The following is a 23,307-nucleotide window of genomic DNA, read 5'->3' as shown; positions in this document are numbered from 1 at the left end:
CAAGCAAGAATGGCTAAGGTATTCGCGATAGCGAACCAGAAAGGTGGCGTGGGCAAAACCACCACCTGCATCAACCTCGCAGCATCCCTGGTCGCTACCAAGCGTCGGGTGCTGTTGATCGATCTCGATCCACAGGGCAACGCCACCATGGGTAGCGGTGTGGATAAACACGGCCTGGAAAACTCGGTCTACGACTTGCTGATTGGCGAGTGCGATCTGGCCCAGGCCATGCACTTCTCCGAGCACGGCGGTTATCAACTGCTGCCGGCCAACCGCGATTTGACCGCGGCGGAAGTGGTGCTGCTGGAAATGCAGATGAAAGAAAGCCGTCTGCGCAGCGCCCTGGCGCCGATCCGCGAGAATTACGACTACATTTTGATCGACTGCCCGCCGTCGCTGTCGATGCTGACGTTGAACGCACTGGTTGCGGCCGACGGGGTGATTATCCCCATGCAGTGCGAGTACTTCGCGCTCGAAGGCTTGAGCGACCTTGTGGATAACATCAAGCGTATCGCCGAGTTGCTCAACCCGAACCTGCAAATCGAAGGCCTGCTGCGGACCATGTATGACCCGCGCCTGAGCCTGATGAACGATGTGTCGGCACAGCTCAAGGAACACTTCGGCGATCAGCTCTACGACACCGTGATTCCACGCAACATCCGCCTGGCCGAAGCGCCAAGCTATGGCATGCCCGCGCTGGCGTACGACAAGTCTTCCCGCGGCGCCATTGCCTATCTGGCGCTGGCCGGCGAGATGGTTCGCCGTCAACGCCGCAATTCACGCACCGCTGCAGCCCAGCCAACTTAAGGAATCCCCATGGCCGTCAAGAAACGAGGTCTCGGACGTGGACTGGATGCACTGCTGAGTGGTCCGACTGTCACGACCCTTGAAGAACAGGCAGTGCAGGCCGACGAGCGCGAGCTGCAGCACCTGCCGCTGGACCTGATCCAGCGCGGCAAATACCAGCCGCGCCGGGACATGGACCCGCAGGCGCTGGAGGAATTGGCGAATTCGATCAAGGCCCAGGGCGTGATGCAGCCGATCGTGGTGCGCCCGATTGGTGCAGGCCGCTTTGAAATCATCGCCGGCGAGCGCCGCTGGCGCGCCAGCCAGCAGGCCGGCAAGGAAACCATTCCGGCAATGGTGCGCGATGTGCCGGATGAAACCGCCATCGCCATGGCGTTGATCGAGAACATCCAGCGTGAAGACCTCAATCCGATCGAGGAAGCGATCGCCCTGCAGCGTTTGCAGCAGGAATTCAAACTGACTCAGCAGGAAGTCGCGGATGCGGTGGGCAAGTCCCGGGTTACCGTGTCCAACCTGTTGCGCCTGATCGCGCTGCCAGAAGTCATCAAAACCATGCTTTCCCATGGCGACCTGGAAATGGGTCATGCCCGTGCTTTGCTCGGTTTGCCGGAAAATCAACAGGTTGAGGGGGCGCGACACGTTGTCGCACGAGGCCTCACCGTTCGTCAGACCGAGGCCCTGGTTCGCCAGTGGCTCAGTGGCAAACCTGCACCGGTCGAAACCGCCAAACCTGATCCGGATATTGCACGCCTGGAGCAGCGCCTGGCCGAACGCCTAGGCTCTGCGGTGCAAATTCGTCATGGCAAGAAAGGCAAAGGGCAATTGGTCATCGGATATAACTCATTGGATGAGCTTCAGGGCGTCCTTGCCCACATCCGCTGAAACAATTGCTTCTGTAGCGCGCAGTCGGAAATCACTACCCGGCAGTTGAATAGGGGCAGAACCGCCCCTATACTCTGCGCGCATTTTGTCGGCACAAATTATGCCAAGTTATTGATTTCCGGCAGCCGACCATTGAGGAGCAAGAGTGATGGAAACCCGCACGCCAAACACGTTGCCGTTCCATCGCTTGGCCGTTTTCCCGGTTTTAGTGGCTCAATTTGTCATTTTACTGATCGCCTCTTTGGCGCTCTGGTATTGGTATGGAGTCGTAGCCGGATACTCGGGACTCTGCGGAGGCCTGATAGCCTTGCTGCCCAATATGTATTTTGCTCACAGGGCCTTTCGGTTTTCCGGCGCCCGAGCAGCCCAGGCTATCGTCCGGTCTTTTTATGCCGGCGAGGCGGGGAAATTGATTTTGACGGCAGTGCTGTTTGCACTGACCTTTGCAGGTGTGAAGCCATTGGCGCCGCTGGCTGTATTCGGCGTCTTCGTGTTGACCCAACTGGTCAGCTGGTTCGCTCCCCTGCTAATGAAAACAAGACTTTCGAAACCTTAGGGCGTTTGAGGCAACCATGGCAGAAACAACCGCTTCGGGCTATATCCAGCACCACTTGCAGAACCTGACCTTCGGTCAGCTTCCCAACGGCGGCTGGGGCTTTGCCCACTCCGCAGCAGAAGCCAAAGAAATGGGCTTCTGGGCATTCCACCTGGATACTCTGGGCTGGTCTGTCGCATTGGGTCTGATCTTCGTCCTGATTTTCCGCATGGCGGCAAAGAAGGCGACTTCCGGTCAGCCAGGTGCTTTGCAGAACTTCGTTGAAGTATTGGTCGAATTCGTCGATGGCAGCGTGCGGGACAGCTTCCATGGTCGTAGCGCGGTGATTGCACCGTTGGCACTGACCATCTTCGTCTGGGTGTTCCTGATGAACGCCGTCGACCTGATCCCGGTCGACTGGATTCCTCAGCTGGCCATCCTGATCTCCGGCGATCACCACATTCCATTCCGTGCGGTTTCGACCACGGACCCTAACGCCACCCTGGGCATGGCCCTGTCGGTGTTCGCGTTGATCATTTTCTACAGCATCAAGATCAAGGGCATCGGCGGCTTCATCGGCGAACTGACCCTGCACCCGTTCGGCAGCAAGAACATCTTCGTTCAAGCGCTGCTGATCCCGGTGAACTTCCTGCTGGAGTTCGTGACCCTGGTCGCCAAGCCGATTTCCCTGGCCCTGCGACTGTTCGGCAACATGTATGCCGGCGAGCTGGTGTTCATTCTGATCGCTGTGATGTTCGGCAGTGGTCTGCTCTGGCTTAGCGGCCTGGGCATTGTTCTGCAGTGGGCGTGGGCTGTGTTCCACATCCTGATCATCACCCTGCAGGCGTTTATCTTCATGATGCTGACCATCGTCTACCTGTCGATGGCGCACGAAGAGAACCATTAAGACCAGTCTCGACTAGTCTGATGTCCCTCCCGGTCAAACGGGAGGGTAGCCCTGAAGGGCTATGAAACGATTTGTTTTACCGCTTTAAAATCTAAAAAACCTAAACCATACGACGTAAAAGTCGGGAGGAAAGATGGAAACTGTAGTTGGTCTAACCGCTATCGCTGTTGCACTGTTGATCGGCCTGGGCGCCCTGGGTACTGCCATTGGTTTCGGCCTGCTGGGCGGCAAGTTCCTGGAAGGCGCAGCGCGTCAGCCAGAAATGGTTCCAATGCTGCAAGTTAAAATGTTCATCGTCGCCGGCCTGCTCGACGCCGTGACCATGATCGGTGTTGGTATCGCTCTGTTCTTCACCTTCGCGAACCCCTTCGTTGGTCAACTCGCCGGTTAATCACTCGTTTTTTCGAGTGATTGGTGTGTTGTGCAACGAACGAGCGAGGTATTGGCGTGAACATTAATGCAACCATTATTGGTCAGTCCTTAGCGTTCTTGATTTTTGTAGTTTTCTGCATGAAGTTCGTATGGCCTCCGGTCATCGCGGCTTTGCACGAACGTCAGAAGAAGATCGCAGACGGACTGGACGCTGCCGCACGAGCAGCTCGCGACCTGGAGTTGGCCCAAGATAAAGCGGGTCAACAACTGCGCGAAGCGAAAGCTCAGGCAGCTGAAATCATTGAGCAAGCCAAGAAACGCGGTAACCAGATCGTTGAAGAGGCTGTTGAAAAAGCCCGTATCGACGCTGACCGTGTGAAGGTTCAGGCTCAAGCCGAGATCGAGCAGGAACTGAACGGTGTCAAAGATGCGCTGCGTGCCCAACTGGGTGCTCTGGCCGTCGGCGGTGCTGAGAAGATCCTGGGTGCCACAATCGATCAAAACGCGCACGCGGAGCTGGTAAACAAACTGGCTGCTGAAATTTAAGCGAGGGCGATCATGGCAGAATTGACCACGTTGGCCCGACCTTACGCTAAGGCAGCCTTCGAGCACGCCCAGGCCCACCAGCAGCTGGCCTCTTGGTCAGCCATGCTCGGCCTGGCTGCAGCAGTGTCGCAAGACGACACCATGCAGCGCGTGCTCAAGGCCCCGCGACTGACGAGCGCAGACAAGGCCGCCACGTTTATTGACGTGTGCGGCGACAAGTTTGATGTAAAAGTGCAGAACTTCATCCACGTCGTTGCCGAAAACGACCGTCTCCCGCTTCTGCCGGAGATCGCCGCTCTGTTTGACCTGTACAAGGCCGAACAAGAGAAATCGGTAGATGTTGAAGTGACCAGTGCTTTTGCATTGAACCAAGAACAGCAAGACAAACTCGCCAAGGTTCTCAGTGCACGACTCGACCGGGAAGTGCGCCTGCAAGTTGCGGAGGATGCCACCCTGATTGGTGGTGTCATCATTCGCGCCGGCGACCTGGTTATCGATGGCTCGATTCGCGGCAAACTCGCGAATCTTGCCGAAGCATTGAAATCTTGAGTTTGAAGGGGCAGCAGAGCAATGCAGCAACTCAATCCTTCCGAAATAAGTGAAATTATCAAGGGCCGCATCGACAAGCTCGATGTGACCTCCCAAGCCCGTAACGAAGGCACTGTCGTCAGCGTATCTGACGGCATCGTGCGGATTCACGGTCTGGCCGACGTAATGTACGGCGAGATGATCGAGTTTCCGGGCGGCGTCTACGGTATGGCCCTCAACCTGGAGCAAGACTCTGTAGGTGCCGTTGTATTGGGCTCCTACCAGACTCTGGCCGAAGGCATGAGCGCCAAGTGCACAGGCCGCATCCTGGAAGTTCCGGTTGGTAAGGAACTGCTGGGTCGCGTTGTCGACGCACTGGGTAACCCAGTTGACGGCAAAGGTCCGCTGAACAACACCGAGACCGATGCGGTCGAGAAAGTTGCTCCAGGCGTGATCTGGCGTAAGTCGGTAGACCAGCCTGTACAGACTGGCTACAAGGCTGTCGATGCCATGATTCCTGTCGGCCGTGGCCAGCGTGAGCTGATCATCGGTGACCGTCAGATCGGTAAAACCGCTCTGGCGATCGACGCGATCATCAACCAGAAAGACAGCGGGATTTTCTGCGTCTACGTAGCCATCGGTCAGAAACAATCGACCATCGCCAACGTGGTTCGCAAGCTGGAAGAAAACGGCGCCCTGGCTAACACCATCGTCGTGGCCGCCAGTGCTTCGGAATCCGCTGCACTTCAGTTCCTGGCACCGTACTCCGGTTGCACCATGGGCGAATACTTCCGCGACCGCGGTGAAGACGCGCTGATCGTTTATGACGATCTGTCCAAGCAAGCAGTGGCTTACCGCCAGATTTCCCTGCTGCTGCGCCGTCCACCAGGCCGTGAAGCTTACCCAGGCGACGTGTTCTATCTCCACTCCCGTCTGCTGGAGCGCGCATCCCGCGTTTCGGAAGAATACGTAGAGAAGTTCACCAACGGCGCAGTGACCGGCAAAACCGGTTCCCTGACCGCACTGCCGATCATCGAAACCCAGGCTGGCGACGTTTCCGCGTTCGTTCCGACCAACGTGATTTCCATCACCGACGGTCAGATCTTCCTGGAATCGGCCATGTTCAACTCCGGGATCCGTCCTGCAGTGAACGCCGGTGTTTCGGTATCCCGTGTGGGTGGTGCCGCTCAGACCAAGATCATCAAGAAGCTCTCCGGTGGTATCCGTACCGCTCTGGCTCAGTACCGTGAACTGGCGGCATTCGCCCAGTTCGCTTCTGACCTGGACGAAGCGACCCGTAAGCAACTTGAGCATGGTCAGCGCGTTACCGAGCTGATGAAGCAGAAGCAATACGCACCAATGTCGATCGCTGACATGGCGCTGTCGCTGTATGCCGCTGAGCGTGGGTTCCTGACCGACGTTGAAATCACCAAGGTCGGCAGCTTCGAACAAGCGCTGATTGCTTACTTCAACCGCGATCACGCCGAATTGATGGCGAAGATCAACGTGAAGGGTGACTTCAATGACGACATCGACGCTGGCATCAAAGCCGGTATCGAGAAGTTCAAGGCCACCCAAACCTGGTAAGCCGCAGCGGGGGCCGCGAGGCTCCCGCTTGCTAACCTGATAGGTGTTACATGGCAGGCGCAAAAGAGATTCGCAGTAAGATTGCGAGCATCAAAAGCACGCAAAAGATCACCAGCGCCATGGAAAAAGTGGCGGTCAGCAAAATGCGCAAGGCACAAATGCGCATGGCTGCTAGCCGTCCCTACGCGGAGCGTATCCGCCAGGTTATTGGTCATCTGGCTAACGCCAACCCGGAATATCGCCACCCGTTCATGATCGATCGCGAAGTAAAGCGCGTCGGTTATGTCGTGGTGAGCAGTGACCGTGGTTTGTGCGGTGGTTTGAATACCAACCTGTTCAAGGCCCTGGTCAAGGACATGGCGGTAAACCGCGAAAAAGGCGTCGAGATCGATCTGTGTGTGGTCGGTAGCAAGGGTGCGGCCTTTTTCCGCAACTTCGGCGGTAACGTCGTTGCAGCTATCAGCCACCTGGGTGAAGAACCGTCGATCAATGATTTGATCGGCAGCGTCAAGGTGATGCTGGATGCATACCTGGAAGGCCGGATTGACCGCCTCTCCGTGGTATCCAACAAGTTCATCAACACCATGACGCAACAGCCTACCGTGGAGCAGTTGATTCCATTGGTGGCCGCCCCGGAACAAGAACTCAAGCACCACTGGGACTACCTCTACGAACCAGACGCCAAAGAGCTGCTTGACGGCTTGATGGTGCGCTACGTGGAGTCGCAGGTGTACCAGGCGGTGGTCGAGAACAACGCGGCTGAACAAGCTGCGCGGATGATCGCGATGAAGAACGCTACCGACAACGCCGGTGATTTGATCAGCGATTTGCAGCTGATCTACAACAAGGCGCGTCAGGCTGCGATCACCCAAGAGATCTCGGAAATCGTCGGCGGCGCTGCCGCGGTTTAACGGTTCAAATATTCAGAGGATCCAGCTATGAGTAGCGGACGTATCGTTCAAATCATCGGCGCCGTTATCGACGTGGAATTCCCACGCGACAGCGTACCGAGCATCTACAACGCTTTGAAAGTCAAAAGCGATGCAGGCACCACCCTGGAAGTTCAGCAGCAGCTGGGCGACGGCGTGGTTCGTACCATTGCAATGGGTTCCACCGAAGGCTTGAAGCGCGGTCTGGAAGTCACTGACTCTGGCGCAGCCATCTCCGTACCGGTCGGTAAAGCGACCCTGGGCCGGATCATGGACGTCCTCGGTAACCCGATCGACGAAGCCGGTCCAATCGATACCGAAGAGCGCTGGGGCATTCACCGTCCTGCGCCTTCCTTCGCGGAACAAGCGGGCGGCAACGACCTGCTGGAAACCGGCATCAAGGTTATCGACCTGGTTTGCCCGTTCGCCAAGGGCGGTAAAGTCGGTCTGTTCGGTGGTGCCGGTGTAGGCAAAACCGTAAACATGATGGAACTGATCCGTAACATCGCCATCGAGCACAGCGGTTATTCCGTGTTCGCCGGTGTGGGTGAGCGTACTCGTGAGGGTAACGACTTCTACCACGAGATGAAGGATTCCAACGTTCTGGACAAAGTGGCACTGGTTTACGGTCAGATGAACGAGCCGCCGGGTAACCGTCTGCGCGTAGCACTGACCGGCCTGACCATGGCCGAGAAGTTCCGTGACGAAGGTAACGACGTTCTGCTGTTCGTCGACAACATCTATCGTTACACCCTGGCCGGTACTGAAGTATCCGCACTGCTGGGCCGTATGCCTTCCGCAGTAGGTTACCAGCCGACCCTGGCCGAAGAGATGGGTACTCTGCAAGAGCGTATCACTTCGACCAAAAACGGTTCGATCACCTCGATCCAAGCGGTATACGTACCTGCGGATGACTTGACTGACCCGTCGCCAGCGACCACGTTCGCCCACTTGGACGCCACCGTCGTACTGTCCCGTGACATCGCCTCCCTGGGTATCTACCCAGCGGTCGATCCACTGGACTCGACTTCGCGCCAGCTGGACCCGAACGTCATCGGCCAGGAACACTACGACACCGCTCGCGGCGTCCAGTACGTTCTGCAGCGTTACAAAGAACTGAAGGACATCATTGCGATCCTGGGTATGGACGAGCTGTCGGAAACCGACAAGCAGTTGGTATCCCGCGCTCGTAAGATCCAGCGCTTCTTGTCGCAGCCGTTCTTCGTGGCTGAAGTCTTCACCGGTGCCTCGGGTAAATACGTTTCCCTGAAAGACACCATTGCTGGCTTCAAAGGCATCCTCAACGGTGACTACGACCACCTGCCAGAACAAGCGTTCTACATGGTCGGCGGCATCGAAGAAGCGATCGAGAAAGCCAAGAAACTGTAATTCCGGCGCCCGGTAACGGGCGCTAATCAGGTTGAGGCAAGCAGATGGCTATGACATTCCATTGCGATATCGTCAGCGCGGAAGGGGAAATCTTCTCCGGTCAGATCGAGAGTGTGATTGCACACGGCGAACTGGGCGACCTGGGTATTAACTTTGGCCACGCGCCATTGATTACATCCTTGAAGCCTGGTCCGATCACTCTGACCAAGCTGGGCGGGGAACGGGAGGTGTTTTACATCTCCGGTGGTTTCCTCGAGGTTCAGCCGAACATGGTCAAGGTACTTGCCGACACCGTGCAACGTGCTGCCGACCTGGATGAAGCCTCCGCTCAGGAAGCCGTCAAGGCTGCCGAGAAGGCCCTGAACGAAAAAGGCGCAGATTTCGACTACGGTTCTGCTGCTGCACGTCTGGCCGAGGCCGCAGCTCAGCTGCGCACCGTCCAGCAGATCCGCAAGAAGTTTGGCGGCTAAGCCGTCAAACCTCATGCGTGATTGATTAAAAAGGGTAGCCTCGGCTACCCTTTTTCTTTTTTTGCAAAACACTTCTTTGGTCTGAAGTCTGACCGCCCAGGATTGGTAGCCATTCATGTCTCTCGAAATCGTAATTCTTGCCGCAGGCCAGGGCACCCGCATGCGTTCGGCCCTGCCCAAGGTGCTGCACCCGGTTGCCGGCAACTCCATGCTTGGCCATGTTATCCACAGCGCCCGGCAGCTGGATCCACAGCGCATTCATGTGGTGATCGGCCACGGTGCCGATGTGGTGCGTGAGCGGCTGGCGGCGGATGACCTGAATTTCGTATTGCAGGACAAGCAATTGGGTACCGGGCATGCCACCGCGCAGGCCGTGCCGTTCATCAAGGCCGACACCGTGCTGATCCTCTACGGTGACGTGCCGCTGATCGAAGTGGAAACCTTGCAGCGCCTGCTCAAGCACGTGGTGCCAGGCCAGATGGGCTTGCTCACTGTCGAGTTGGACGACCCGACCGGCTACGGTCGCATCGTGCGCAACGCTGACGGCAAGGTCGCCGCCATCGTCGAGCATAAAGACGCCAGCGAAGCCCAGCGCGCCATCACTGAAGGCAACACCGGCATCCTCGCGGTGCCGGCTGATCGCCTGGCCGACTGGATGAGCCGCTTGTCCAACAACAACGCCCAGGGCGAGTACTACCTGACCGACGTCATCGAGATGGCCGTCAGCGATGGCCTGGTGGTCGCCACCGAACAGCCCCACGACCCGATGGAAGTGCAGGGCGCCAACGACCGCAAGCAACTGGCGGAGCTGGAGCGTCACTACCAACTGCGTGAAGGCCGCCGCCTGATGGCGCTGGGCGTGACGCTGCGTGATCCGGCACGTTTCGATGTGCGGGGTGACGTCACCGTTGGCCGCGACGTGCTGATCGATATCAACGTGATCCTCGAAGGCCGCGTGGTCATCGAAGACGACGTGGTGATCGGGCCGAACTGCGTGATCAAGGACAGCACCCTGCGCAAGGGTGTGGTGATCAAGGCCAACAGCCATATCGACGGTGCGGTGATGGGCGAGGGCAGTGATGCCGGCCCGTTCGCGCGTTTGCGTCCGGGCAGCGTGCTGGGCGCTCGCGCCCATGTGGGTAACTTTGTAGAACTGAAAAACGCCCGGATGGGCGACGACGCCAAGGCAGGGCATCTGGCCTACCTCGGCGATGCAGTGATCGGAGCGCGCAGCAATATCGGCGCAGGCGCCATCACCTGCAATTACGACGGCGCCAACAAGTACCAGACGACCATTGGCGAAGACGTGTTTATCGGCTCCAACAACTCGCTGATCGCCCCCGTCACTATCGGTGATGGTTCAAACACCGCCGCAGGTTCCACCATCAACCAGGATGTGGATAAGTCCCAGTTGGCCGTCGCCCGCGCCCGCCAGCGCAACATCGACGGCTGGAAACGCCCGGTCAAAATCAAAAAGACCTGAGTTATCCACAACCCTGAAACACTGCGGTACTTATGTGGGAGCGGGCTTGCTCGCGAAGGCGGTCTTTCGGTTGATACATGCGCCGACTGACACACCGCCTTCGCGAGCAAGCCCGCTCCCACATTTTTATCTGTGTTGATTCAAAAAACTCAGTCGCATGCTTGACCATTTTGAATGAATAGGTTTTGATTGCCTTCGTTATCTTTCGAAACGAAACTTATCATCACCATGTCGAAACGAAATACACCCCAACGTCGCCACAACATCCTTGCCATGCTCACCGAGCAAGGTGAAGTCAGCGTGGACGAGTTGGCCAAGCGTTTCGAAACCTCGGAAGTCACCATCCGCAAGGACCTGGCGGCCCTCGAAAGTAACGGTCTGTTGCTGCGTCGCTACGGTGGCGCCATCACCATGCCTCAGGAACTGGTCGGTGATCCGGCACAGCCCATTTCGGCCTACAAGCGCGCCATCGCCCGTGCGGCCGTCCGGCGTTTGCGGGAACACGCGCGCATCATCATCGACAGCGGGAGCACCACCGCCGCCATGATCCCCGAACTGGGGCACCAGCCCGGCCTGGTGGTGATGACCAACTCCCTGCACGTGGCCAGCGCCTTGAGTGACCTGGAACACGAGCCGGTACTGTTGATGACCGGCGGCACCTGGGACCCGCATTCGGACTCGTTCCAGGGCCAGGTCGCCGAACAGGTACTGCGTTCCTACGATTTCGACCAGCTCTTTATTGGTGCCGATGGCATCGACCTGGAGCGCGGCACCACCACCTTCAACGAATTACTGGGGCTGAGCCGCGTCATGGCCGAAGTTGCCCGTGAAGTGGTGGTGATGGTCGAGTCCGACAAGATTGGCCGCAAGATCCCCAACCTGGAACTGCCCTGGAGCAGCGTCCATACCCTTATTACCGATGATCGCCTGCCACTTGAGGCCCGCGACCAGATTCAAGCCCGCGGCATCACGCTGATTTGCGCGGCAGTCATCTAGGAGAGAAACCATGTGTGGAATTGTTGGCGCAGTCGCTGAACGAAACGTCACTGCCATTTTGCTCGAAGGCCTCAAACGCCTGGAATACCGTGGCTACGACAGCGCCGGTGTGGCGCTCTTTACCAACGCCGGCAAGCTTGAGCGCATGCGTCGCCCGGGCAAGGTCAGCGAACTCGAACAAGCGTTGGCCGGTGAGCCGCTGGTAGGCCGCCTGGGTATCGCCCACACCCGTTGGGCCACCCACGGCGCGCCGTGCGAACGCAATGCTCACCCGCACTTCTCCGGTGACCTGGCGGTTGTGCACAACGGCATCATCGAAAACCACGAAGTGCTGCGTGAACAACTCAAAGGCCAGGGTTATGTCTTCACCTCGGACACCGACACCGAAGTCATCGCCCACCTGCTGAACCACAAGCTCAAGGACATCGGCGACCTGACCAATGCCCTCAAGGCCACCGTCAAGGAACTGCATGGCGCCTATGGCCTGGCCGTGATCAGCGCCAGCCAGCCTGACCGCCTGGTTGCCGCCCGCAGCGGCAGCCCATTGGTGATCGGCCTGGGCCTGGGCGAGAACTTCCTCGCCTCCGACCAACTGGCCCTGCGTCAGGTGACTGACCGCTTCATGTACCTGGAAGAAGGCGACATCGCCGAAATCCGCCGTGAAAGCGTGCAGATCTGGGACGTTGACGGCCAGTCCGTGGAACGTGAGGCCGTGCAGTATCGTGACGGCGCCGAAGCCGCCGACAAGGGCGAGTTCCGCCACTTCATGCTCAAGGAAATCCACGAGCAACCGGCCGTGGTGCAACGCACCCTGGAAGGTCGCCTGAGCCAGAACCAGGTATTGGTGCAAGCCTTCGGCCCGCAAGCTGCTGAGCTGTTCGCCAAAGTGCGCAACGTGCAAATCGTCGCCTGCGGCACCAGCTACCACGCCGGTATGGTCGCCCGTTACTGGCTGGAAGAACTGGCCGGCATCCCGTGCCAGGTCGAAGTCGCCAGCGAATTCCGCTACCGCAAGGTGGTGGTGCAGCCCGACACTCTGTTCGTGACCATCTCCCAGTCCGGCGAAACCGCCGACACCCTGGCCGCCCTGCGCAACGCCAAGGAACTGGGCTTCCTCGGCAGCCTGGCGATCTGCAACGTCGGCATCAGCTCGCTGGTGCGCGAGTCCGACCTGACCCTGCTGACCCAGGCCGGTCGTGAAATCGGCGTGGCATCCACCAAGGCCTTCACCACCCAGTTGGTCGGCCTGTTGTTGCTGACCCTGTCCCTGGGCCAGGTTCGCGGCACGCTGGGCGAAGGCGTCGAGGCACACCTGGTCGAAGAACTGCGCCGCCTGCCGGCCCGCCTGGGTGAAGCCCTGGCCATGGACAGCACCGTGGAGAAAGTCGCTGAGCTGTTCGCCGACAAACACCACACCCTGTTCCTCGGCCGTGGTGCGCAATACCCGGTGGCAATGGAAGGTTCGCTCAAGCTCAAGGAAATCTCCTATATCCACGCCGAAGCCTACCCGGCCGGTGAGCTCAAGCACGGTCCGCTGGCCCTGGTGGATGACGACATGCCAGTCGTTACCGTCGCGCCGAACAACGAACTGCTGGAGAAGCTCAAGTCCAACCTGCAGGAAGTGCGCGCCCGTGGCGGCCAACTGATCGTGTTCGCGGACGAGAAGGCCGGCATGACCAATGGCGAAGGCACCCACGTCATCAACATGCCGCACATCCACGACACCCTGTCGCCGATCCTCTACACCATCCCGCTGCAGCTGCTGTCGTATTACGTGGCTGTGCTGAAGGGCACCGACGTTGACCAGCCGCGTAACCTGGCGAAGTCGGTGACGGTGGAATAAGCCGCACCCGAACCACCAAAACCCCCGTTCTTCGGGGGTTTTGCTTTTTCAGGCTACCGGATATCGGGTCTTGCCGTTTCTGTGGACTAATTCCGGGAGTATTCCCCTGCTTTACCCCTAGAATGCGCCCTGTGGATAACTAGCCAGGGAATGCCGCCGCCATGAACATCGAACTGCTGATCGCCGGTATCGTCGTGCTGATTATTGTCGTCGGCCTGGTCGGCTGGCTGGTGGGGGTCTACAACGGCCTGGTGATGCGCCGCAACGATGTGGATAAAGCCTTCGCCAACATCGACGTGCTGCTCAAGCAGCGGGCAGACCAGATTCCCGACCTGATGCGCGTGGTGCAAACCGCCATGAACCATGAGAACGCGCTGTTTACCCGCCTCAGCGACGCCCGCACCGCGTACCTCAACGCCAGCAGCCTCACCGATAAAGTCGATGCATCCAACCAGCTCAATACGGCGCTCAAGTCGGTGATTGCAGTGGCCGAGAATTATCCGACGCTGATCTCCGGCCCCAACATGGTCGAGTTGCAGCAGGCGATCTTGGCGGTGGAGGAACGCATCGCCGACCGTCGCGAGTTCTTCAATGAGTCGGTCAACCTCTACAACATCGCCATCGCGATTTTTCCTGATCTGTTCTTCGCCAAGATGCTCGGCTATCAGCGCATTCCGCTGCTGGCCATCAGCGCCGAAGAAACCCGCTACGACGGCGTGAAGCTTGAGGTGCCGGGGGCATGAAAACCACCCAGGCAGGGGTTGTCACAAAAAAACCAGCGTGGAAAACCCTGGTGGCACTGGCCTTTCTCGCCAGCTTTATTGGGCTGATGGTCTACGCCCCGACGATCCTGGTGGCGCTGTTTTTTCCTGTGTGCATCCTGATCGGACTGCTGGCCAGCTTCGGCCCCAATTTCTATCGCACCGAACAGCGCCTGGCCACCAGCCAGATACGCTCATTGGCCATGGGGCTGGTGGAGGTGAACGGCAAGGTGATCGTCGACACGCCGCTGATCTCACCGGTCCACGGCAAGCCTTGCGCCGGTTACGTGTGGGTCATCGAAGAAGGCACCAAAGACAAGGATGGCGATTGGAGCTGGAGCCAGGTCTCGGCCGAGGCTCGCTGCAATGACTTCCGCCTGCAGGACGCCACCGGTGAAGTGACAGTGATTGCCGAGGGTATCGACCTGTTCGGCAAGAAGCGCCCTGACGACCATGAATGGATCAGCAGCTCCCGCCGCCAGGGCGAACTGCTCCTCACCCACGATATGCAGGTGATGCTGATTGGCGACGCCTGCGAGCGTGCGGGCAAGACGGTGATTGCCCAGGGCCGGCAACCTGACGCGGTGTTCGGCCTGGCCGAGACCAAGGATGTGGAAAACCGCCGTGTGCTGGCGCCGCTGTGGCGCGCCGGTGGTTTCTACGCGGTGGTGGTGGGTTTGATCGGCGTCGGCATCATGGCCATGACGCCGGAACATTTTGCCCAACTGCATTTGCCGGGCCCCGCCACCTACCAGCAAATGGCAGAGCTGAATCCCGCCTATCGGTTTCTGGCCTGGTTGTACCGTGACAATGGCTTCGTGATTCCTTTCATGGCCGCGTTTGGCTTCTTGCTGACGATGTTTGTGGTGTTGCTCGCGCTGCGGCTCTTGCTGCCCACGGGCATGCGCCTGGCGGTAGGCCGCGTGCTGGGCGCCTGGATGGGCCTGGGCATGGTGATTGGCGGCGTAGTGACCTTGCTGCTGGTGGTGGCCCAGGTGGACACCATGAAGGTGTTCCTGGTGTGGATGATGATTCTGCTGGGTACCCTGGTGTTTTCGATCTTTGAGCAACGCAAGCTGGGGGTGGCGTACAAGCATTTCGCAAAAGATGCCGGCACTGCCGGTTTAGGCGACGAAGACGCCTGATCAGGGTACAAACTCAACCTTCAAGCCTCGGCTGGCGCTGCGGCCCTGATCATCAGTGACCCGCAACCGGTACTCCCCCGACTTACCCGGCCGCCAGTTCAGCGTGGTTTGCGGCGGGCCCTGGCCGATCAGGGTCTGGTCGGCGAACCAATACAGCGTCAGTGCATCACTGGCCGCGTTGGCGTTCAGCGGGATGCTTTCCTGGGGCTGGGACAGGCGCAGGTGGTAGCTGACCTGGGTCAGCGGCGAGCGAATCTGTGGCGCTTCGCTTTGATCGCCGACACGGTTGGGTTGGCAGCTTTTCTGCACATTGGGCGGCGTACGCCGGGGCAGCCCGGCGGCGCGGAACAGCCGCTGCACATCGCTGGGCCAGAACTCGAAGACTTCTTCACGGGTGTACTGCGGGTCGAACGGCGGGCACGCGGCCTTGCCGGTGCGGGTGTCGATCAGCACCGGGCGGTGCAGGTTGGACACCCGAATCGGTGACACGCCGGGGATGTACCAGGTCTTGCGGGTACGTGGGCACCAACGGTTGGGCAAGTCACCAGAGGCCGTGCAGACGTCGATGCGGATCAGCCCGGCGGGCGGCTTGTCGGGTTTGATCACCACATTGGGCAAGGCCAGCGGCAGGGCGTCGGCGATACGGAAGAACAACGGTGCCGCAGTTTTCGCACCGATAAACTCAGGATTCGGACGGCCATCGAAGTTGCCCACCCACACCACCAGCACGTACGGGCCTACGAGGCCGGCGCTCCATGCATCATGAAAACCCCAGGACGTGCCGGTCTTCCAGGCCGTACGCCAGTGGCGCCCCGGCAGCCCGTCCGGGCGCGGGTTGCGCCGCAGCATGTCGCGCACCATAAACGCGGCCTGCGGCGTGAGTAGCTGGGCGCCAGTGGTTTGCGGCTGTTCCTGCAAATAGCGCAGCGGCCGCAAATGCCCGTCACCAGCCAGCATCACATACAGCCGCGCCAGCTCCTCGGGCGTCATCTCGCCGCCGCCCAAGGCCAGCGCCAAGCCGTAATGGCTTTCGCCGCGCAGGCCCTTGATCCCGGCCCGTTGCAGCAATCCGTAGAGTGACGGTGAGCGGGTTTGGCTGGCCAGCCACACCGCCGGAATATTGCGGCTGCGAATCAGCGCGTCACGGGCTGTCACCGGCCCGACAAAACTGCCGTCGAAATTTTCCGGCTGGAAGTAGCCGAAGTTACTCGGCATGTCCTTGAGGATGCTCATGGGGTGGATCACCCCTTGGTCCAGCGCCAGCCCATACAGGAATGGCTTGAGGGTGGAGCCCGGCGAGCGCCGCGACAACACGCCGTTGACCTGGCCGTGGATGCTTGTGGATAAGTAGTCTGCCGAGCCCACCAGGGCTTTTACGCTCTGGTCGCGGCTGTCGATCAGGATCGCCGTGGCGTTTTCCACACCGCTGCTGCGGCGCTCGGCGATGAAGCCGGTGATCAGCCGTTCCAGCAATTGTTGCAGCGCCAGGTTGAGGGTGCTGTTCAACTCATTGCCGGTTTGCGAGGCCAGCAACTGTTCGCTCAGGTGCGGCGCGAGAAACGGGATCTGCTGGCGGTTGCGGGCTTCCAGCGGCAGGTCCAGCAAACTGTCGTTACGCGGGTCCTGCGGATAAGTTTCCCGCCAGTCGGCCATCAGCCGTTGCCGGGCGGTTTGCAGGGAAGGCCCAAAGCGCGCCCGACGACCCGGTTGCTGGGGAATCACGGCCAGCGCGAGGGCTTCAGACAAGGACAACTGCGCCGCTGACTTGCCAAAATAGATCCGGCTGGCCGCTTCGGCACCTTCGATATTGCCGCCCATGGGCGCCAGGTTGAGGTAGGCCTCAAGGATGTCGTGCTTGCTGTAACGCGCCTCCAGCCACAGTGCCAGGGCCATCTGCTGCAGCTTGCCGGGCACTTGGCGAGTATTGAGATCCCACAAGCGCCTGGCCAGTTGCATGCTCAGGGTCGAACCGCCCTGACGCTGGCCGCCGCTATAGGTGGCCATGGCCGCCCGCAATAACGCCGGGGGATTGACCCCGGGGTGCCAGTAGAAATTGCGGTCTTCCTTGAGCAGCAACGCCTCCACCAGTGACGGAGAAATCCGTTCCAGGGGTAGCCACAGGCGATATTGCCCGTCAGCCGCCAGGGTCATGCGCAGCAGCGAACCGTCATCGGCCAGCACCACCCGTGAGGAGGTGGCTGCCTGTTCCAGCGGCGCGTGGGGCCACAACCGTAGCCCCGCCAGAATCAACGCCGCTGCCAGCAGCGGCGTCAGGCTTTTAAGGCTTGGTAATTTCAAGCTGGCCTACTTTGCCGCGTCCTTGCAGGGTGGTTTCGTACATGCCCTCGGCGTAGGCCGGTGGCGTATTGAAGGTACCGGCGTTGGTGGCGCGCACGCGGTACACGAAGGTGCCTACATCCCGCAGCGCGGTGCCGTACAACACCACTCGGTCATCACGCACGTCGACGTAGTCCGGTTGCCAGTTGCTCAAGTCGGTCTCGCCAATCGGCGCCTGCCAGGCGTCGGCTTCTTCGGTGTCTTCGCCGGTTTCAACGTACTCCGAATCGTCGCCTTCGCTTTCTTCGGTGCTGGCCGCTTCCGGCTCCGGCGGCAAGTTATACACAGGCTCGACGCCGCCCGGCAGCAGGTCGACCACCGCCACTTGTTGCACCTGATCACGGTCGGTGGCGCGCAAGCGCAGGCGCACCAGGAACTCATCGCCTACCGCGACCTTGCTGACTGGATTGCCTTTGAGGTCGAGGTATTCGTGGATGATTTCCAGGCCGCTGTTGATCGGCTTGAGGTTGGCGCCCTTGTCATAGCCCGCTTCGCTCAGCATGTAGAACGCCGCCGGGCCGTCGGATTTTTCCATCTTCAGTTTTTGCGTACCGGCAGGCACCGCCGCACGTGGCGGCTGGCCGGCCATCTGCAACAACTGTTGCTGCTTGTCGCTGAGCCATGCGGTGGCCTTGAGGGTCATGTCGCTTTGGGCGCGCTGGCCGTAATTGTCCAGGGCCCGCAGCAACAGTGCCGCCGACAGCGAGTTGTAGCGTTGCTCGTTGAGACGCTTGCCGAGTTTATCCAGCAGGCCTGTCGGCACATCGTCGAGCATTTCCGGGAAGTGCCGCGCGAGCAAATGCAGGTGCTCGGCGTCGTGCACCAGCGGGTCGTAATACAGGCCGTCGCTGTTCCATTTATCCGACAGGGAAAGCCACGGCACCTTGCGGAACAAGGTATCGGCCTGACGATCCTGCTTGAGCAGCTTGTAGCTGGCGGCCACGTACGCCGCGCCAATGTCGTTCTGCCAGGTGTCCTTGAAGTAGCTTTCGTAGCGCTCGCGGATATCGCTCAAGGCGCCGCTCACCAGAATCCCCTGACGGCTCAGGAGGTAACTGGCGTAGGCGCGGTTGCGCAATTCCGACAGGCCTTCGCTCGGGCCGTTGGCCAGGTCGGTGAGGTACGCGTTGGAGCGTTGCAGCAGGTCTTCCGGCACCGGCAGCCCGCGCTCCCTGGCTTCGATCAGGAAGTCGGTGGCGTACAGGCTGGCATACGGCGCCACATCCGGGTTGGCCGCCCACAAGCCGAAACCGCCGGCCTGGTTTTGCCGTTGACGCAGCATGCGCACCGCACCGCTGAAGGCCTGCTCGGCCTCCGGCGCGTTACCACCCCAGATCAACGCCGGCATGGCCTTGGACACCAATTGCTCGGTGCAGGCGTAGCCATAGTCATCCAGGTAATGCTTGAGGCCGTTGGCCCATACCAGCGGCGAAGCGGCGACGCCCAACTGCACATCGCGCAACTGGCTGAACAGCTCGCGGGTCGGTTTCAGCTCTTTGCTGGCGCTGTCGAAACGGCCCAGGCTCAGGGCCACCCGATGCTCGCTCAAGGGTCGGATCGACGTGGTTTCCGCCACCTGGATACGCTTGCCATCCGGCAGCACCGCGACGAAGCGCAAGTCTGCCGAGCCGAGGGTTTCGCCTACCTTGATCTTGAACTCGGCGACACCCTCCTTGCGCGGTTGCAGGGCCAGGGTGCTGGCCTTGTCGCCTTGCACCTGCAGGCCATCGCTGGTCTGCACTTCAAACTTCACGTCCGCCGCCGCGTCCAGGTTGCTGAACACCCCGGCGCTGACGCTGAACACATCCCCCGGTGCGACAAAGGCCGGCACGTTCGGCGTAATCACCAGCGGCCCGCGCACTTCGGTGTTGGCCTCGCTGACGCCCACGCTGTCGCTGTCCACGGCCACCGCAAACAGATGCAGCTTGCCATTGAAGCTGTCCGGAACCTGGTAATGCAGCACGGTTTCACCGGCCGGCAAGTCCACCAGGCCAGACCACCAGGCCACAGGCGGCTGATGTTTACGCTTGAACGGGTTGAGGTGGTTGGCCAGGGCGCCTTCCGTATCGCCACCCGGCGCTGCCCCACTGAGCAGGCGGCTGAATTCCGGCAGGATCAGGTCAAGGATCTGACTGGTGCCGACCTCCAGTGCACGCTTCTGGAAGAAGAAGCCCAACGGGTCCGGCGTCTGGTAGCGCGCCACTTGCAGGATGCCTTCGTCCACCGCGTAGACCACTGCGCGACCAGGGCGGTCGGCGTTGACCTTGATATCCAGGGTCTGCCCCGGCTCGATCTTCGCCGGGCCTTCGACTTTCAGCGCCATGCGCCGCGCGTCGAGGTTGATACTGAACGGCACTACGCCGTAGGACAGCGGGCTCATGTAGACCTCGGACGAACCAATGTCCCGTACGAACTGCACGTTGACGTAGGCATTGCCCTCAAGCCCCGCAGGAACGCGGATGTGTTGCACGCTGTTGGTGCTGTCGGCCTTGAACCACTGCTGGGTGTAGACCTTGTCCCGCTCGATGGTGATCAACCCGGCGCCGGTGTACGGCGCGCGAATGCTGATGGCGATCTCATCACCGGTGGCGTAGCTGCGTTTATCCAGGCGCAGTTGCAGTTCGGCGTTGCGCTCCAGGGAGCGCGAGGTGTTGCCCCGGCCGGCGACGCTGTAGTCGATCTGGTTCAGCAGGTTGCCGTTGGCGTCCTTGAGTTGCAGGGTGAAATCGCCCGGGGTGCCGGTGTTCAGGGTTTGCTTGGCGCCGTCCTTGGTCATCACCAGCGGCGAGGCCGGCTGGCTGATGTTCTTGATGCGCGACTCGTATTTGTAGGTGCCGTTGGATTGCTTCACCAGCACCGAGACGTAGCGGTGCTCGACCACTTCACTGGTCAGGCCGTCGACTGCGACTGGCGTAAGGTCTGGCGCCACGGCCAGCCATTGCACTTCACGCGGGGCGTCCTTGGCGACGAAAGACAGCGAATCCTTGCTCTTCACACCCACCAGGTACGGCGCCGCCGACACCAGCAATGCGCTTTGTGCGGCGACGTTGCGACCGCCTTCGGCTTCGTACACCTGGGTCATCACTTGCAGGCGGTAGGTGCTGTTGGCGAAGCGTTGCAGGTTCAGGTCCAGCACCGCCTGGCCATTGTCGTCGACGGTGGTTTCGGCCAGGTCTTCGGAGCTGGCTTCTTCCAGCGAGTCATTCAGGCGGAAGCGGTAATCCGGGTAGCGATCAAAGGCCGCGAGCGTGGGGCTCAGGGACATTTTCGCCGTGACGCGACGACCCGCCGCCGGAGCGCCGAACAAGTGCATCGCGGTGACCTTGGCCACCACCTGGTCCGGCGGGATCCAGCCCAGCACCGGTGTATCGTGCAGGCTCAGGCTGACTTTCATCCGGTCCGGTTCAAAGTCGCGGACCTTGAAGCTGACGCTGCCCAGGTCGGTACGACGCTGCTTCTCACCGATCAGTTGCAGGGTCGCGGTGTAATCGCCGGATGGGGCTACTTCGCTGCTTGGGAAATCGAAGGTTTCAAAACCGCTGGCCGACAGTTTCAACGGCTGGCGAATCACCTCAAGGCCACGGGGGTCGGTGATCTGCAACTCAACCGGCAGGCCTTGCAGGGCGCCTTTCCAGTCGCCGCTGCGCACGATCATGCCCAGGTGCGCGGTCTCACCGGGCCGGTACAGGCCGCGATCGGTAAACAGGTAGGCGCTGAGGCGATTGATCGCACCGTCCTCTTCCAGGCCGCCTACATCAAAGCGTGACAAATCCAGCTGTTGCGACTGACGGGCAATCGGCAGGAAGGATTGGTCATTGCCGCGACTGACCACATACATCAACGGCGTTTTCTCACGGCGCAGTTCATCCAGCTTGGCGAAGTGCGCGTGACCTTCGGCGTCGGTATGGCCGCTGGCGACCGGCAAACCGTTGCGGCCGATGATATCGACCTGGGCGTCGGACACCGGCGAGCCGTTGCCGATGGACTGCACGTACACATCGTGGCTGCCATCGCTGGAGCGCTTGGCGATGATGCCCAAGTCGGTGACCACGATGAAACGCAGGTCGCTGGTGGTGTTGCGCGAGTAGTCGAAGGTGCGATCAGCCGGGTCGTCCTGCGGGCTCAGCTTGAGCACAAAAATCCCCCGGCGGCCGCCGTTGGCCGTCAGGTAGCTGCTCAGGTCGACATTGTCGTAGACGGTTTTCGACGGGTCGCCAGCCGACAGCGGAATGTCCAGGCTCTGACGCTCCACCATCCGGTCGAAGTAGTCATTGGCAAAATTCGGTCGGGCAAAGCTACCGCTGCTCTGGTCCACCAGGTGTTGCAACTGGTTGGGCAGCAGGCGCGCGATTTCCACATGGGCGCCGGGTACGCCACGGGCCATGAAGCCCAGGCGTTTTTCGCCGGTGAGGCTGAGCAGGGCGCCGTCGGACAGGAACTGCAGCGTGCGTGGATAAGCCGGCATGCTCACGAGAGAGGCTGTCGGATTTTTCGCCAGGTAGCCGCCGATGGCTTCCAGGTTGGCCGGCACCCGCACATACAGGGCGCGGCCCGGCGGGGCCTTGAACTTGAAGGCGTGCAGGGTGTTCAGCGGTTCGACGCTCGGCACGTGGGTCAGCTTGACCTTGGTGCTGCTGGCCAACAGCTTGTCGTCGATGTCTTGCAGGTTCCAGGGGCGGGTATCGTCCTCGGCTTTTTCCGGCAGCATCCAGGCCTGCACCTTGTTGGCGATGGTCTCGTCGGCCACGGCGCTGGAACTGCTGAACATCAACACCGGCTCGGGTTCGCCGCGCTCGTTGTCGACAAAGCTGACTTCGGCGCCGGTAAAGGTCAGGCGATAGCGGCCGGGCACGGTGACTTCGGCCACCAGCGGCGCCGAGCTGGGATTGCCGCCATCACGGGCCTTGAGGCCTTCATCGAGCTTGGCGCTGACCGGGGTGCTTTCCAGTGGGGTGGCCAGAGCGGCAGAGCGCACAAAGGCGTTAAGCTTGTGTTCGTCGAAGGTGATTTCCGGGCGATTGGGCAGTTGCGCATCGCGGTAGGCCAAGCCTTTGCCGAGGGTGACCGAGGCACGTTTGCGTACGCTGTCTTCGTCTACCGGGTGGGAAAAGTGGAAGGTCGCTACCAGCTGTTTCTGCGTCGGGTTGCTCGGGTCCTGGTACAGCTCGTTTTGCGTCAAGGTGGCGCGGAACGGCTGGGTGGAGAATTGGCTGGTGTATTGGCTGAGCAGTACGCCGTCGGCCAACAGGGTTTTCTTGGCCAGGTCGATGGTGTAGTGGGCGTCGACGGGCCAGTCTTTTTCCGGGGTGAACACCAGGCTGCGGTCATCCGCCCAGCGCCAGGCGCCGGCGATGGCAGGCTTGAGGGTGATGCCTTCGGTGACCGGCTTGCCGATGGCCGCCAGCGGGGCCACGGATTCGGCGAAGCGTACCTGCAAGTTATCCACAACCGGTTGCGGCTGGGTGTAATCCGTCAGGTTGGGCTTGTGCAGCGAATAACCCACGGTGTGGGGCTGTGGCAGGTGGGAATACCAGTGCCAGCCGTAAAAGCCCGCGGCCAGCACCAGTACCAGGGCCAGCGCGCCGCCCGCAGCCTGGCGCGGATAAGCCCGGGCCTTGTGGCCGACGTTGACCAGACCGTTGCCTGTGGCTTGCAGCCAGCGCGGCGGCTGCCACTGGCCGAACAGGCTGCGCGCCAGCCATCGAACGGCGCTGAACAGAACACTCACCACTGAGATCAAGGCCCCGAAAAAACGGCGGCTGGTCGCTTTTAACGAATCAAACATGGTGA

18 protein-coding genes are annotated in these 23,307 nt (G+C 60.5%); 16 read left to right on the top strand and 2 right to left on the bottom strand.

The window, feature by feature from the left end; all coding sequences use genetic code 11:
- Positions 1 to 9 precede the first annotated feature (9 nt).
- From C0058_RS32460 to C0058_RS32385, 16 genes are all read left to right on the top strand, one after another.
- Positions 10 to 807, top strand: coding sequence for a ParA family protein (locus tag C0058_RS32460; RefSeq protein ID WP_003213559.1), 798 nt, complete (start codon positions 10 to 12; stop codon positions 805 to 807).
- Positions 808 to 816: 9 nt separating this feature from the next.
- Positions 817 to 1,689, top strand: coding sequence for a ParB/RepB/Spo0J family partition protein (locus C0058_RS32455; RefSeq protein WP_003213558.1), 873 nt, complete (start codon positions 817 to 819; stop codon positions 1,687 to 1,689).
- A gap of 148 nt (positions 1,690 to 1,837) precedes the next feature.
- Positions 1,838 to 2,245: a F0F1 ATP synthase subunit I gene (locus tag C0058_RS32450; protein WP_003213556.1), complete on the top strand. Its 408-nt coding sequence runs from the start codon at positions 1,838 to 1,840 to the stop codon at positions 2,243 to 2,245.
- A gap of 16 nt (positions 2,246 to 2,261) precedes the next feature.
- Positions 2,262 to 3,131 (top strand): F0F1 ATP synthase subunit A, encoded by an 870-nt coding sequence (gene atpB, locus C0058_RS32445; RefSeq protein ID WP_003213554.1) that lies wholly within the window; start codon positions 2,262 to 2,264, stop codon positions 3,129 to 3,131.
- 133 nt (positions 3,132 to 3,264) lie between these two features.
- Positions 3,265 to 3,522 carry a F0F1 ATP synthase subunit C gene (atpE, locus tag C0058_RS32440; protein ID WP_002555987.1) on the top strand — a complete coding sequence of 86 codons (258 nt, stop codon included), beginning with the start codon at positions 3,265 to 3,267 and terminating at the stop codon, positions 3,520 to 3,522.
- A 56-nt stretch (positions 3,523 to 3,578) separates the two neighbouring features.
- A complete protein-coding gene (locus C0058_RS32435) occupies positions 3,579 to 4,049 on the top strand; it encodes a F0F1 ATP synthase subunit B (RefSeq protein WP_008439543.1) in 471 nt (156 codons plus the stop codon).
- 12 nt (positions 4,050 to 4,061) lie between these two features.
- Positions 4,062 to 4,598: a F0F1 ATP synthase subunit delta gene (locus C0058_RS32430; protein WP_003213551.1), complete on the top strand. Its 537-nt coding sequence runs from the start codon at positions 4,062 to 4,064 to the stop codon at positions 4,596 to 4,598.
- A 21-nt stretch (positions 4,599 to 4,619) separates the two neighbouring features.
- Positions 4,620 to 6,164, top strand: a complete 1,545-nt coding sequence (gene atpA / locus C0058_RS32425; protein ID WP_003213549.1) for a F0F1 ATP synthase subunit alpha — start codon at positions 4,620 to 4,622, stop codon at positions 6,162 to 6,164.
- Between the two features lie 50 nt (positions 6,165 to 6,214).
- Positions 6,215 to 7,075 carry a F0F1 ATP synthase subunit gamma gene (gene atpG / locus C0058_RS32420; protein WP_003213547.1) on the top strand — a complete coding sequence of 287 codons (861 nt, stop codon included), beginning with the start codon at positions 6,215 to 6,217 and terminating at the stop codon, positions 7,073 to 7,075.
- 27 nt (positions 7,076 to 7,102) lie between these two features.
- The gene (atpD, locus tag C0058_RS32415; RefSeq protein ID WP_003213545.1) at positions 7,103 to 8,482 is read left to right on the top strand and encodes a F0F1 ATP synthase subunit beta; all 1,380 of its coding nucleotides are present in this window, start codon (positions 7,103 to 7,105) and stop codon (positions 8,480 to 8,482) included.
- 44 nt (positions 8,483 to 8,526) lie between these two features.
- A complete protein-coding gene (locus C0058_RS32410) occupies positions 8,527 to 8,952 on the top strand; it encodes a F0F1 ATP synthase subunit epsilon (protein WP_008439541.1) in 426 nt (141 codons plus the stop codon).
- A 115-nt stretch (positions 8,953 to 9,067) separates the two neighbouring features.
- Positions 9,068 to 10,435: a bifunctional UDP-N-acetylglucosamine diphosphorylase/glucosamine-1-phosphate N-acetyltransferase GlmU gene (glmU, locus tag C0058_RS32405; protein WP_102370203.1), complete on the top strand. Its 1,368-nt coding sequence runs from the start codon at positions 9,068 to 9,070 to the stop codon at positions 10,433 to 10,435.
- A gap of 228 nt (positions 10,436 to 10,663) precedes the next feature.
- Positions 10,664 to 11,431, top strand: a complete 768-nt coding sequence (locus C0058_RS32400) for a DeoR/GlpR family DNA-binding transcription regulator (RefSeq protein WP_003213539.1) — start codon at positions 10,664 to 10,666, stop codon at positions 11,429 to 11,431.
- A gap of 10 nt (positions 11,432 to 11,441) precedes the next feature.
- Positions 11,442 to 13,274, top strand: coding sequence for a glutamine--fructose-6-phosphate transaminase (isomerizing) (glmS, locus tag C0058_RS32395; RefSeq protein ID WP_003213537.1), 1,833 nt, complete (start codon positions 11,442 to 11,444; stop codon positions 13,272 to 13,274).
- 161 nt (positions 13,275 to 13,435) lie between these two features.
- Positions 13,436 to 14,017, top strand: coding sequence for a LemA family protein (locus tag C0058_RS32390; RefSeq protein ID WP_102370202.1), 582 nt, complete (start codon positions 13,436 to 13,438; stop codon positions 14,015 to 14,017).
- Positions 14,014 to 15,180 (top strand): hypothetical protein, encoded by a 1,167-nt coding sequence (locus C0058_RS32385; RefSeq protein WP_102370201.1) that lies wholly within the window; start codon positions 14,014 to 14,016, stop codon positions 15,178 to 15,180. Before C0058_RS32390 ends, C0058_RS32385 begins: the two co-directional genes overlap by 4 nt.
- Here the strand turns inward: C0058_RS32385 and pbpC are convergent, their stop codons facing one another.
- A complete protein-coding gene (pbpC, locus tag C0058_RS32380) occupies positions 15,181 to 17,478 on the bottom strand; it encodes a penicillin-binding protein 1C (RefSeq protein WP_102370200.1) in 2,298 nt (765 codons plus the stop codon). It lies immediately after the preceding gene.
- Positions 17,459 to 23,302, bottom strand: a complete 5,844-nt coding sequence (locus C0058_RS32375; RefSeq protein ID WP_102370316.1) for an alpha-2-macroglobulin — start codon at positions 23,300 to 23,302, stop codon at positions 17,459 to 17,461. Before C0058_RS32375 ends, pbpC begins: the two co-directional genes overlap by 20 nt.
- Between the last annotated feature and the right edge of the window lie 5 nt (positions 23,303 to 23,307).

This window comes from Pseudomonas sp. NC02 (assembly GCF_002874965.1).
Classification (GTDB): domain Bacteria; phylum Pseudomonadota; class Gammaproteobacteria; order Pseudomonadales; family Pseudomonadaceae; genus Aquipseudomonas.
Note: the sequence above shows the minus strand (reverse complement) of the source record. Positions and strands in the feature narration are given on the sequence as shown.

What these genes read in the sequence shown, in the direction of transcription:
- C0058_RS32460 (WP_003213559.1), top strand. Translation starts at nt 10, where the DNA reads ATGGCTAAGGTATTCGCGATAGCGAACCAGAAAGGTGGCGTGGGCAAA.
- C0058_RS32455 (WP_003213558.1), top strand. Translation starts at nt 817, where the DNA reads ATGGCCGTCAAGAAACGAGGTCTCGGACGTGGACTGGATGCACTGCTG.
- C0058_RS32450 (WP_003213556.1), top strand. Translation starts at nt 1,838, where the DNA reads ATGGAAACCCGCACGCCAAACACGTTGCCGTTCCATCGCTTGGCCGTT.
- atpB (WP_003213554.1), top strand. Translation starts at nt 2,262, where the DNA reads ATGGCAGAAACAACCGCTTCGGGCTATATCCAGCACCACTTGCAGAAC.
- atpE (WP_002555987.1), top strand. Translation starts at nt 3,265, where the DNA reads ATGGAAACTGTAGTTGGTCTAACCGCTATCGCTGTTGCACTGTTGATC.
- C0058_RS32430 (WP_003213551.1), top strand. Translation starts at nt 4,062, where the DNA reads ATGGCAGAATTGACCACGTTGGCCCGACCTTACGCTAAGGCAGCCTTC.
- atpA (WP_003213549.1), top strand. Translation starts at nt 4,620, where the DNA reads ATGCAGCAACTCAATCCTTCCGAAATAAGTGAAATTATCAAGGGCCGC.
- atpG (WP_003213547.1), top strand. Translation starts at nt 6,215, where the DNA reads ATGGCAGGCGCAAAAGAGATTCGCAGTAAGATTGCGAGCATCAAAAGC.
- atpD (WP_003213545.1), top strand. Translation starts at nt 7,103, where the DNA reads ATGAGTAGCGGACGTATCGTTCAAATCATCGGCGCCGTTATCGACGTG.
- C0058_RS32410 (WP_008439541.1), top strand. Translation starts at nt 8,527, where the DNA reads ATGGCTATGACATTCCATTGCGATATCGTCAGCGCGGAAGGGGAAATC.
- glmU (WP_102370203.1), top strand. Translation starts at nt 9,068, where the DNA reads ATGTCTCTCGAAATCGTAATTCTTGCCGCAGGCCAGGGCACCCGCATG.
- C0058_RS32400 (WP_003213539.1), top strand. Translation starts at nt 10,664, where the DNA reads ATGTCGAAACGAAATACACCCCAACGTCGCCACAACATCCTTGCCATG.
- glmS (WP_003213537.1), top strand. Translation starts at nt 11,442, where the DNA reads ATGTGTGGAATTGTTGGCGCAGTCGCTGAACGAAACGTCACTGCCATT.
- C0058_RS32390 (WP_102370202.1), top strand. Translation starts at nt 13,436, where the DNA reads ATGAACATCGAACTGCTGATCGCCGGTATCGTCGTGCTGATTATTGTC.
- C0058_RS32385 (WP_102370201.1), top strand. Translation starts at nt 14,014, where the DNA reads ATGAAAACCACCCAGGCAGGGGTTGTCACAAAAAAACCAGCGTGGAAA.
- C0058_RS32375 (WP_102370316.1), bottom strand. Translation starts at nt 23,302, where the DNA reads ATGTTTGATTCGTTAAAAGCGACCAGCCGCCGTTTTTTCGGGGCCTTG.